Here is a 12,450-nt window from a genome sequence, read left to right as displayed (position 1 = left end):
CGGGGCCGGCGCCGTCCGCGCCCCCCGCCCCCACGCAGGGCGTGCGCGGGACGCTGACGTACGGCGGCCGGCCGCTGGCGGGGGCGACGGTCTACGCCTACCGCCGCCAGAGCGCGAATTTCCTCGGCCCCGCGGACTTCGCGAGCGCGCCGTCCGGCCGCGACGGCTCATACCTCATCGACCTCGTCGAGGGCAGCTACTGGCTCGTCGCCCGCAAGCGCGCGTCGGGGAGCGACGCGGGCCCGCTCGTCCCCGGCGACCTCCAGCGGATCTTCGCCGGCAACCCGGCGACCGTGGCCGTGGACGCCTTCACGGTCGTCGACCTGGAGCTCGAGGAGATGCGCGACCTGATGTTCTCGCGCGGCGGCCCGCGCGGCCCGACGGCGACCGGCATCCGCGGCAGGATCACGGACGCGTCCGGGGCGCCGGTCGGCTGGGTCTTCGCCATCGCCTACGCGGGCGAGGACATGCGCCGCGTCCCCGACTTCACCTCGGCGATGACCGCCGCCGACGGCCGCTACGTCATCTACCTGCCGGCGGGCGGCCGCTACCGGGTCGGCGCCCGCGCGCACATCCGCGACAAGCCCGCGCCGGGCGAGCCCTTCGGCTTCTACGAGGGGACGCCGGACCACGCCGTGGCGGTGCCCGACGGCGCCTTCGTCGACAACATCGACATCGTCCTGCGTCCGTTCGGGCAGGCGCCCTAGCAGCGTTGTCCGTCGGAGTACCCGGGCTGGCACGGTCTCGGCGCCAGTGCGGGCTCCGACCCGGGGGGCGCCCCTTCCCTTTGGGCACCTTCTGCAATGCAGGTGCGCGCGGGGGCGGGGCGGTGCCGGGCGGCCGCGACGTTACGCGCTCCAGAAAATGCAGAAAATGGGGACAGATTTATTTTTCCAGGACGTCCCCCCGTTGCTCCGCACGGCTGCCACAAAAAATAAATCTGTCCCCATTTTCTGGGGGGCCTCGCGCTCCACCATGCGTCCGCCCGTCACCGCCCCGCCCCCGCTTGAGCCCGTGCCGGCCCGAGCACAGGGCACCGGCCCGGGGGCGCCTGTGAACGGTCATAATGCGCCGGCCGCTTGCAGTGTCCGCTGAGTGTGGCCGGCGCATTGACAGTCGAGCAGCTGATGAGTGCTCTCGCCGGCTGAGGGCCGCAGGGCGAGACGGAAGTGAACAGGCGCCCCCGGGCCGGTGCCCGGTCACGGGTCGTGCGCGGTGCGTTGGACCCGCTTTGACAGTGCCCGCCCCCGCGCCTATCATCCCCGCCACGAGACGACATGTGAACCGCACGTAAGGAGTTGCGTTCTTGAAGCACGCCGACTTCGTGCATCTGCACGTGCACACCCAGTACAGCCTGCTCGACGGCATGATCTTCGTCGAGAGGCTCGTCGCGCGCGCCGCCGAGCTGCGCATGCCCGCCGTCGCCATCACCGACCACGGCCAGATGCACGGCGTCGTCGACTTCTACTCCCACGCCATGAAGGCCGGCCTCAAGCCGATCCTCGGCGTCGAGGCCTACATCGCGCCGGGGAACATGCGCGAGCGCTCCGGCGGGGCCGCCGACGCCGCCAACCACCTGACGCTGCTCGCCCGCGACGAGACCGGCTACCGCAACCTCGTGCGGCTGACCTCGGCCGCCAACCTCGAGGGCTTCTACTACAAGCCGCGCGTCGACAAGGCCTTCCTGCGCGGGCACGCCGCCGGCGTCATCGCCCTCTCGGGCTGCCTCAAGGGCGAGGTCGCCCAGAAGATCCTGCGCGGGGACGCGGCGGGCGCGGAGAAGGCCGCGCTGGAGCTGCGCGAGATCTTCGGCGACGGCAACTTCTACCTGGAGCTGCAGGCCAACGGCCTGGCGGAGCAGGAGCGCGCCAACGCCGGGCTCGCGGAGCTCGGGCGCCGGCTCGGCATCGCCACCGTCGCGACCAACGACTGCCACTACCTGCGGCAGGAGGACGCGCCGGTCCACGAGGTTCTGCTGTGCATCAACTCCGGCAAGACCCTGCAGGACCAGGACCGGATGCGCATCGGCACCGACCAGCTCTACTTCCGCACCCCCGAGGAGATGGCGCGGCTCTTCGCCGGGGCCCCCGAGGCGCTGCGGGCGACGATCGAGATCGCCGAGCGCTGCAACGTCGGACTGAAGCTCGGCGAGTTCCGCTTCCCGGCGGTCGAGGTCCCGCCGGGCGAGACGCCGGCGACCCAGCTGCGGCACCTGGCCGCCGAAGGGCTCGCGGGGCGCCTCGGCCCCGGCGCCGACGCGGCGGCCCGCGGCGCCTACGAGGAGCGCCTGGCCTACGAGCTGGGGGTCATCGAGAAGATGGACTTCCCGAGCTACTTCCTGGCGGTCGCCGACTTCGTGCACTACGCCAAGGCCAGCGGCATCCCGGTCGGCCCCGGGCGCGGCTCGGCGGCGGGCAGCCTCGCGGCGTGGGCGCTGGGGATCACCGACCTGGACCCGCTCAAGTACGGCCTGCTCTTCGAGCGCTTCCTCGACCCCGGCCGCAAGAGCATGCCCGACATCGACGTGGACTTCGAGCAGAACCGCCGCGACGAGGTCATCGACTACGTGCGCAAGAAGTACGGCGAGGACCGGGTCGCGCAGATCGTCACCTTCGGGAAGCTCAAGGCCAAGGCGGTGATCCGCGACGTCGGCCGCGTGCTCGGCATGCAGTACGGGGAGGTCGACAAGATCTCCAAGCTCGTCCCGGCGGACGCCAAGATGACGCTCAAGCGGGCGCTCGAGGAGGAGCCGCGCCTCGCCGAGCTGCGCGACAACGACCCGCAGGTCGCGCGCCTGCTCGAGATCGCCGAGTCGCTCGAGGGGCTCAACCGCCACGCGTCGACGCACGCCTCCGGGGTGCTCATCTCGCCCGAGCCGCTCGAGAACCTGGTGCCGCTGTTCAAGGACCAGAAGAAGGACGTGCGGCTCACCCAGTTCGACATGGGCGGGATCGAGGCGATCGGCCTCGTCAAGTTCGACTTCCTCGGACTGATCACGCTGACCGTCATCCAGGACGCGGTGCGCCTCATCCGCGCGGGCCAGCCGCCGGGCGAGAAGCCCTTCGACATCGCCGACATCCCGCTCGACGACCCGGCGACCTACCAGCTGCTGGCGAGCGGGCGCACCGCCGGCATCTTCCAGTTCGAGTCCTCGGGGATGCGCGACACGGTCGTCAGGATGCGCCCGGACAAGCTCGACGACCTGATCGCGCTCAACGCCCTCTACCGGCCCGGCGCGCTGGAGGCCGGCAACGTCACGCTCTATCTCGAGCGGCGCAGCGGCAAGCAGAAGGTCCAGTACCGCCACCCGGTGCTGCGCGAGACGCTCGAGGCGACCTACGGCATCCCCGTCTACCAGGAGCAGGTCATGCAGATCGCCACCGTGCTCGCCGGCTTCACGCCGGCCGAGGCCGACGACCTGCGCAAGGCGATGGGGAAGAAGAAGGTCGAGGTCATGGCGCAGCAGAAGGAGAAGTTCGTCGCCGGCGCCGCGGCCAAGCACAAGGTCCCCGCCGCGCTCGCCGAGGAGATCTTCAACGAGATCGAGCACTTCGCCGGCTACGGCTTCAACAAGTCGCACAGCGCGGCCTACGCCTTCGTCGCCTACCAGACCGCCTGGCTCAAGACGCACCACCCGCGCGAGTACCTGGCGGCGCTGCTGACGAGCGAAGTGGCGGACACCGACAAGATCGTCCAGTACATCGCCGAGTGCCGCGAGATGGGCATAACGGTGCTCCCCCCGGACGTCAACCAGAGCGAGCGCAGCTTCACCGTCGTGCCCGGGGGGATCCGCTTCGGGCTGGCGGCGGTCAAGAACGTCGGCGAGGGGGCGATCGAGTCGATCGTCGCGGCGCGCGCCGGCGGGCCGTTCGTCTCGCTCTTCGATTTCTGCGCGCGCATCGACCTGCGCCGCGTCAACCGGCGTGTGCTCGAGAGCCTCGTCAAGTGCGGCGCGTTCGATTCGCTCGGCGCCCGCCGCGCGCAGCTCTGGGAGGCGCTGGACGTGGCGACCGAGGCCGCGGCCGGGGCGCAGCGCGACCGCACCGACGGGCAGATCAGCCTCTTCGCCGCGGCGCCGCAGCCGGTGATGGAGCCGAGGCTCCCCGAGGTGCCGGAGTGGCCCGAGCGCCAGCTGCTCGCCGGCGAGAAGGAGGCGCTCGGGTTCTTCGTGACCGGCCACCCGCTGGCGGAGTTCGCCCGCGAGCTGGCGAAGCTCACCACCCCGAGCCGCAGCTTCGGCGAGCTGGCCGAGGGCGCCGAGGTGCGCGTCGGCGGGCTGGTGACGGCGGTCAAGAACTACAACGATCGCAAGGGCGACCCGATGGCGTTCGTCACCCTCGAGGACCTCGACGGCAGCTTCGAGGTCACGATCTTCTCCAAGCTCTGGAAGACCTGCGCCCAGCTCGTGGTGCCGGACGCCGCCGTGGTCGTCATCGGCAAGGCCAACGTCAGCGAGGCCCCGGGGGGGCGCGAGGGGGCGAAGCCCGTGGTCAAGATCCTCGCCGACGAGGTGCTGCCGATCGCGCAGGCGCGCGAGCGGCTCGTGCGGTCGGTGCACCTGCGGCTGCTCACCCCGGGGCTCGAGCGCGCCACGCTCGACGCGCTCGGCCGCCTCGTGCGGCGCCACCGGGGGAGCGTGCCGCTGTTCGTGCACCTGATCACGCCGCAGCACAGCGAGGCGGTGCTGCGCGCCGGCGGGGGCAGCCTCGTGAGGCCGGCGCCGGAGCTGGTGTCGGAACTGGAGGAACTGCTCGGAAAGGACGCGGTGAACCTGCGATGACCAAGACGCACGGAGGACTGGATTTCGAGCGGCCGCTGCTCGAGGCCGAGGCGAAGCTCGAGGCGCTGTTTGCGGAGGCCGTCGGGCGGTTCGTGTCGCTGCAGGAGGTCTCGAAGGCGCGGCGCAAGGTCCGCAGGATGCGCCACGACGTCTTCTCGAAGCTCACGCCCTGGCAGCGCACCCAGATCGCGCGCCACCCGGCGCGGCCGTACTTCCTGGACTTCGCGCGCCACATGTTCGAGGACGCGATCGAGATCCGCGGCGACCGGGCGTTCGGGGACGACCAGTCGATCGTGACGCTGCTCGCGCGCTTCGAGGGGCGCTCCGTGGTGGCGATCGGGCACCAGAAGGGGCGCAACGTCAAGGAGAACATCCAGCGCAACTTCGGCATGCCGAACCCCGAGGGCTACCGCAAGGCGCTGCGGGCGCTGCGGCTGGCGGACAAGTTCGGCAAGCCGGTGCTGACGTTCATCGACACCCCGGGCGCCTATCCCGGGATCGGCGCCGAGGAGCGCGGGCAGTCCGAGGCGATCGCGCGCGCCATCCAGGAGATGACGCAGCTTGGCGTCCCGGTGATCGCGACCGTGATCGGCGAGGGCGGCAGCGGCGGGGCGCTGGCGATCGGCGTGGGCAACCGCGTGCTCATGCTCCAGCACGCGATCTACTCCGTGATCTCGCCGGAGGCCTGCGCCGCGATCCTCTGGCGCGACGATCGCTCCCGCGCCCCCGAGGCCGCCGAGACGCTGCGCTACGGCGCCCGCGACGCGCTGGGCTTCGGGCTCATCGACGAGATCGTCCGCGAGCCCCTCGGCGGCGCCCACCGCAACCACGCCTGGGCCGCGAACCTCCTGCGCCGGGCGTTGCGGCGCAACCTGGCGGCGCTCGAGGGCATCCCGCGGGAGGAGTTGGTCCGTCTCCGCGAGGAGAAGTTCCTGGCGATGGGGAAGTTCAGCGAAGGCAAGTCCTGAACAACACAGGAACGCGCTGCCCGAATCGGATGGGAGTGGATGTTTTCGTCCCTGCAAGGCAGTGAGGAGCGTGCGCGGAGGCGGGCTCGTGCCCGCCGCACAAGCAACGCGAGGAACAACGCGGCAGGGGCGGAAAGAGCCCTCTCAGCCGATCCGGGCTACCTTTCCTCGGAGGCAGCCTCGCCCCTCGGAGGCTGGGGCGGCGCCGACTCCGGCACGAGGTCCTGCGGCACGAGTGGCGCCGGCGCGGCCGCCTTCGCCTTGCGCTTCTCGTGGTGCCGCCAGAGGTGCCCGCCGACCCAGGTGTGGCGGTAGCGCTCGAGCAGGTGCTCCTTGGCCTCGAAATCGGCGACGACGATGGCCAGCACGATCATCGCGATCCCCTGGATGAAGGGGAGGAACAGCCCCGCGATGCCGACGAGCAGCAGAACGGCCGCCAGGACGTTCCGCGCGACCTTGCGGACCACCGGCTAGAACCGCAGTTCGAGGGCCCCGCCGGCGGCGAAGCCGTCGATGAAGCGCGCCTCGGCCGCGACCCGCGCGCGCTCGCCCAGCCCGAGGGAGAGCCCCACGGGCACGTGCAGCGCCGGGATCCAGCCGCGCGCCGTGATCGTCGTGCCCTCCTCGTCCTTGTACTGGCCGTCGATGCGCGTGACCCCGAGGCCCAGGCCGAAGTAGGGATGGAGCACCCACGAGGGCAGGATGTCCCAGTACGCGGTGAGCGTCACCGTGTCGAGCGTCGCGTGGCCGCTTCCCTGGAGGGGCTCGTCCGACTTGTCCGCCTGCCAGATCCCGTCGGCGGAGGCGTACCCGTGATCGAACGCGAGGCCGTAGCTGGTGACGCCGCGCGGCCCCTCCTTGCCGTAGTAGCGCACCTCGGCGCCGGCGGTCCACCCCTTGATGGCCGGGTTCTGCTCGAAGATCGCGCCCGCCACGCTGTCGGGGACGCCGAACCAGCCGCCGCGGACGAGCAGGCCCCAGGCGGGGGGGCTGGCGGGGGCGGGGGCCGGGGCCGCTGTCGCGGCCGGTGGCGCGCCTGCCGGCGCCGGTCCCGTTCCTGCCGCGCGCACCCCGACCGGAAGCGCGACGTCGAGGAACGCCACGAGCGCGGCGGCAACGGTTCTTGTGCGAACGAATTGCATCAGCGTCTCCTCCCGGCTTGCCGCCCCGGACTGTAGGCCAGGGCGCGGAGCCTGTCAACGACCCCGGGGGGGGGCGACCGGGGGACGATGCGGGTGACGGGCAGGACTCCTTCGGAACGGTACCGCATCCATGGTTGCACGCTCCCGAGAAACGTGGTACACCAACTAAATCGCCGGGCCTGTGTTCTGCGGGCTCCGGAGCCGTCGCAACGCCGGGTGGTCGGATTCTCTTCTTGGGGGGGGGACGATGAGACTTTCCAGAGGCGTGGTCGCATTATTGACAGGGCTTCTCATGCTCGCCGTCGTGCAGCAGGCGGCGGCGCAGTTCTACGTCAGCTGCGTCAAGTGCCACGCGCTGCCCGAGACCCAGGCGCAGGCGCAGCTCTCGGCCCCGGGGCAGGGTCAGGGGCACGGCACTGCATATTATCCGCCGATGGAAGTCGTCTGCATGGATTGCCACGACACGTTGATCCACGAGCAGGATCCCAGTTTGCCGCCGTATCCGCCGTACTTCCTCGCGCGTATCGGCGGCCCCGACTCGCCGCTGACGAGCGCCTGCACCAACTGTCACGGCGCCCCGCATGTCGGCGGCGGCTTCACTCACCCGAACGACGTGTTCCCGTACTTCGACGGGACGCCACCCTCGACCCCGCCGCTGCTTCCCCAGTCGCCTGCGTCGGTCCTGCCGCTGTTCGATTCACTGGGGTACCCCTGGCAGGACGGCACCTTGGGTGGCATGGTCTGCTCCACCTGCCACGACCCGCACATCCCCTCCTACCCGGTCGGCGGTCGTTCCAAGTTCCTGCGGGTGGGCGATTTCGAGAACACCGTTCCGCTCTGCGGTTCCTGCCACACGGGGTATCCGCCCGCGATCGGCAGCAGCCTCTTTGTCCCCAGCAGCACGAACAGCGTGCACTTCAGCGTCGACGCGCGCGGGGACCTGGAGATTGCCGTGACCGTGCGCAACCGCGGGAATGACTTCGCGTACAACGCGAGCGGTTTCGTCAGCTGGGTGCCGGAGGGCGGTTACCCGATGCCGGTCGGCCCGCTGAGCTTCGCTCCCGTCGCACCGGAGGGGGAGGCCGTCGCTTCCGTCCTCTGGCCCAACCCGCCGCCGGATTTTGGCCCGGAAGGGGGCCACTTCCGCATCGAACTCGATCCCCAGCCCCTGCTCAATCCGTTCACGCCGTCCGTCTTCATCCGCGGCGTCGACCTGCCCCCGGCGCCGGTGAACCTGCACCCGCAGGGCGTTTCCGCGGATTCCATCACCATCGCCTGGGATCTGCCGCCGGGCACGCCGCCGGGCCTCGCCTGGGACGTCTATCGCGACGGCGTCAAGGTCACGCCGATGCCGACCTATTCGACGTATTTCTCCGACTTCGGGCTCGCGCCCGAGACGCCCCACGTCTACCGCGTGGTTTCGGTCAGGCTGAGCGACGGCATGGTCTCGGCGCCCAGCGACCCGATCGGCGAGACCACGACGCAGGGGTACGTGGTCCGGGTACCCCAGGATTTCCCGACGATCCAGGCCGCGATCGACGCCGCCTCCTTCGCGACGAGCATTCACGTGGCGCCGGGGGTCTACACCGAGCGGCTCGACCTCGCCGGGAAGGTTGGGGTCACGATCAAGGGGCAGGATGCCAACGGCTGCATCCTCGACTTCTCGGCTCCATCGTGGCCCGTGCCGCAGATCCGTCTCGGGTACGGCGGTCCCGGCAACACGCTCTCCGGCTTCACGATCCGCAACGGCACGATCGAGATGGACACCGGCGACGTCGTCACCGCCTCGGTGCTGGTGCGGGACGAGGCGCCTGATCAGCCGCTGATCATCGGCACCGGGCTCGTGGCGCAGTGCACGCTCGATTCGACCTACCGGATGGTGCTCCTGATGCCGGACGGATTCCTGACCGCGGTGAACTCGATCTTCCTCGGCCCCGCTCCCGTGGATCAGTACACGCCGCCGGAAAGGATCCTCCTCCTGAACAATGACTTCCCCTTCTGGCCGGTGTGGCAAGCATACGACGGGTCCGGCAACTTCGCCGCGATGCCGATGTTCGCGGCGCCGGGCCCGCCCCAGAGCTACCTGCCCGACGAGGGGTCGCCCACCTGCTGGGCGGGATTGCCGTTCCTCGCGTCCGGCGTTGGCGTTGGCGCCTTCGAGTGCGGGATGATGTACACCCCGCAGCCGCCCGCGAACCTCGTTGCCTCGTTCGTGCCCACGCCGTCGCGCCGCGTGGAGCTGACGTGGACGCCTTCGGTCAACGGGGCGCTGGACTACTTCATCTATCGCTCGACGGACCCGGGCTTCCCGGGCGCGGACGATACCCAGCCGTACGGCATCGTCCCCGGCCTCGAGAGCTCCTGGGCCGACTACGACGTCATGCGGGACGTCACGTACTATTACCGCGTGCGGGCGCACGCCGGCCCGGCCCCGCCGCCGGTGTACGAGCTGCTCTCGGCGCCGACGAACACCGCTTCCGCCCGGGACGCCAACGCCGCGCCGCTGGCGCTCGACGATGCGGCGACCGTGGCCGAGGACCAGGTCGTCGTCATCTCCGTCCTGGCCAACGACAGCGACCCCAACGGGGACGCGTTCCACGTCCTCAGCACGAGCTTCCCGCAGCACGGCGACGCCATCCTGCTGCCCGACGAGACGATCGAGTACACACCCGCACCCGACTTCTTCGGGACGGACAGCTTCACCTACACCGTCATGGACATGGACGGCGCCGAGGCGACGGCCACGGTGACGGTGACCGTGACGCCGGTCAACGACCCGCCCTACGCGGTGTACGACACGTATTTCGTCGACGAGGACGCGCCGATTTCCAGGATCTCCGGCGTGATGCTCACGAACGACTGGGACCTCGAGGCGGACTATCCCCTGACGCTGACCGTCGCGTCGCCCCCCTCGCACGGGACCCTGGTGCAGGACTTCGCGGACGCCTTCTCTTACCGTCCGGCGCCGGACTTTCACGGGACTGACTCCTTCACCTACACAGTGACTGACTCCCTCGGCGCCGTCTCCGCTCCCGGAACCGTGACGATCACGGTGCGCCCGGTGAACGACGCGCCGGTCGCGGACGCGCAGGCGGCGACCGTGGCGGAGGACGGCTCGGTGGCGGTGACGCTGACGGGTTCCGATGTGGACGGCGACGCCCTGACGTACGCGGTTGCTCAGCAGCCGGCGCACGGGACGCTCAGCGGTGCGGCGCCGAACCTGACGTACGCGCCGGCCGCAAACTACAACGGCCCGGACAGCTTCACCTTCACGGTCAGCGACGGGCAGGCTTCGTCCGCGGCGGCGACGGTGGCGATCACGGTGACGCCCGTGAACGATCCGCCGCTGCCGATCGGTCAGGGTGTGATGACTGCCGAGGACACCGCCGTTGCCGTGACGCTGCAGGCGGCGGACGTCGAAGGGGATGCGCTGACGTACGCCGTGGCGCAGGCGCCGGCGCACGGGACGCTCAGCGGCGAGGCGCCGAACCTGACGTACACGCCTTTTGCGAACTACCACGGTCCGGACAGTTTCACCTTTACGGCCAACGACGGCCAGCTGACCTCGGTTCCGGGGTACGTGTCGATCATAGTGACGCCCGTGAACGATCCGCCGGCCGCCGCCGACGACGCATACACGACGGCGGAGGACACCGCCCTGGTCGTCCCCGCGCCCGGACTGCTCGGCAACGATGCGGACATCGACGGCGACGCGCTGAGCGCGGTCCTCGTCGCCGGTCCGGCACACGGGACTGTGGTCCTGGATGCTTCCGGCGCCTTCGTCTACACGCCGGCGGCGGACTACAACGGTCCGGACTTCTTCACCTACCGGGCGAGCGACGGCCAGGCTTCGTCCGCGGCGGCCACGGTCACCATCGAGGTCACCGCGGTCAACGACGCCCCCGTGGCCGACGTCAGCCCGGACTCGCAGACGTTCAAGACGAACGCGACGGTGACCTTCAGCGGCGCGCCCTCGTTCGACGTCGACGGGACGATCGTGTCCTACTCATGGGACTTCGGGGACGGCACCACGGCGACCGGGATGACCGTGACGAAGCGCTACAGGAAGGTCGGCGTGTACACCGTCACCCTGACCGTGACCGACGACCTGGGCGCCACGGGCACCGGCACCGGCACGGCGATCGCGACCAGGTAGGCTGCATCCGGGGGCGGCCGCGACGTGGTTCGCGGCCGCCCCTGCTTCACCCCGGCCCTCCCCCCGCGGTCGGGGAAGCCGCCGTCGCGGCGCGCCGGAACAAACGGCTGGCGGACCGCGCGCGTTGACAGGCCGCGCGCCGCCCCTGTAGATTCGCCGGGCGGATCCGGACGCGTGCGCGGCGTCCCCGCACGACAAGGTGAGCACGCCTACAGAGGAAACCCGGGGACGCCGGCCGGACGGCCTCCGCGGCGGCCGGCGCACGCTGCTTGCGGCGTCTCTGGTCGCGCTGGCCTCCCTCCTGGTTTATCTCCCCACGCTCGGCAGCGCGTTCGTCGACTGGGACGACGACATCTACGTCTACAACAACCCGTTTGTCCGCCGCTTCGACGCGACCCTCCTGCGCCACGCGTTCCTCGGCTTCCACGCCGCCAACTGGCACCCCGTGACGTGGCTCTCGCACGCCGCGGACGTCGCCATCTGGGGCCTGAACCCGGCCGGCCACCACCTGACGAGCCTGTTGTTCCACGCGGCAAACGCCTTCCTCGTGGTCGTCCTGGTCGTGCGTCTCGCCGGCTTCTGTGCGGCTGGCGAGGCCGGCGCGCCGGCGCGGGCGGCCGGCGCGGTCCCGGCGCTGCCGGCGGCCGTGTGCGCCGGGCTGCTCTTCGGGTTGCACCCGCTGCGGGTCGAGTCCGTGGCCTGGGTCTCGGAACGCAAAGACCTGCTCTGCGCGCTCTTCTTCCTGCTGGCCCTGCTCGCCTACACCGCGTACGTTGCCGCGGGCCGGGCCGGCCGCGCGGCGCCGGCGCTGCGCGACCCGCGCTACCTGGCCGCGCTCGGTCTCTACGCCCTGGCGCTGATGAGCAAGCCCATGGCCGTGAGCCTGCCCGCCGTGCTGCTGCTGCTGGACTGGCTGCTCTTCCGCAGGGCGCGCGGCCTGCGCCCCTTCCTGGCCGCCGCCGTCGAGAAGTTGCCGTTTCTCCTGCTCGGCCTCGCCGCGGGTGTGCTGACGCTCGCCGCGCAGCGCGGCGGCGGGGCGGCGGTGACGCTGGCGGACATCCCCGCCGCCGCGCGGGCGATCGCCGCCGCGAAGGCCCCGGGCGTCTATCTCTGGAGGATGCTGCTGCCCGTGCGGCTGGTCCCCTTCTACCCCCACACCGAGGGGCTGCTCCGGCTCTCGGCCGGGACGCTGCTGCCCGCCGCGCTCACGCTCGGCCTGACCGCGCACGCGCTCGTCGCCGCGCGCCGGGGCCGCTGCGTCTGGCCCGCCACCTGGGGCTGGTACCTGCTCACGCTCGCCCCCGTCCTCGGCATCGTGCAGGTCGGCCGGCAGGCGACAGCCGACCGCTACACCTACCTGCCGGGACTCGGGCCGGCGGTCCTCGCCGGGGTCGCGCTGAGCTG

At 71.1% G+C, this 12,450-nt stretch carries 7 protein-coding genes; 5 read left to right on the top strand and 2 right to left on the bottom strand.

Annotated features, from left to right (window positions below; genetic code table 11):
- The 3 genes from VI078_02895 to VI078_02885 form a co-directional block, all read left to right on the top strand.
- Positions 1-707 (top strand): carboxypeptidase-like regulatory domain-containing protein (locus VI078_02895; GenBank protein HEY5998230.1); only part of this gene is annotated, 707 nt, incomplete at its 5' end.
- 599 nt (positions 708-1,306) lie between these two features.
- Positions 1,307-4,780, top strand: coding sequence for a DNA polymerase III subunit alpha (dnaE, locus tag VI078_02890; GenBank protein ID HEY5998229.1), 3,474 nt, complete (start codon positions 1,307-1,309; stop codon positions 4,778-4,780).
- Positions 4,777-5,748 (top strand): acetyl-CoA carboxylase carboxyltransferase subunit alpha, encoded by a 972-nt coding sequence (locus VI078_02885; GenBank protein HEY5998228.1) that lies wholly within the window; start codon positions 4,777-4,779, stop codon positions 5,746-5,748. The genes dnaE and VI078_02885 overlap by 4 nt, the downstream gene beginning before the upstream one ends.
- Positions 5,749-5,906: 158 nt before the next feature.
- Here the strand turns inward: VI078_02885 and VI078_02880 are convergent, their stop codons facing one another.
- Together VI078_02880 and VI078_02875 are read right to left on the bottom strand one after the other, a co-directional pair.
- Positions 5,907-6,215 (bottom strand): hypothetical protein, encoded by a 309-nt coding sequence (locus VI078_02880; protein HEY5998227.1) that lies wholly within the window; start codon positions 6,213-6,215, stop codon positions 5,907-5,909.
- Between the two features lie 3 nt (positions 6,216-6,218).
- Entirely contained in the window at positions 6,219-6,890 is a 672-nt protein-coding gene (locus VI078_02875) for a hypothetical protein (protein HEY5998226.1), read from the bottom strand.
- A 292-nt stretch (positions 6,891-7,182) separates the two neighbouring features.
- Between VI078_02875 and VI078_02870 the strand changes: the two genes are divergently transcribed.
- Complete coding sequence (locus VI078_02870) at positions 7,183-11,046, top strand: Ig-like domain-containing protein (GenBank protein HEY5998225.1); 3,864 nt, start codon at positions 7,183-7,185, stop codon at positions 11,044-11,046.
- A gap of 199 nt (positions 11,047-11,245) precedes the next feature.
- Positions 11,246-12,450, top strand: a 1,205-nt coding sequence (locus VI078_02865) for a hypothetical protein (protein ID HEY5998224.1), incomplete at its 3' end; no start/stop codon positions are given.

This window comes from bacterium, from assembly GCA_036524115.1.
Classification (GTDB): Bacteria; JAUVQV01; JAUVQV01; order JAUVQV01; family DATDCY01; genus DATDCY01.
The sequence above is the reverse complement of the archived record's forward strand: the minus strand, read 5'-3'. Positions and strand labels throughout refer to the sequence as shown.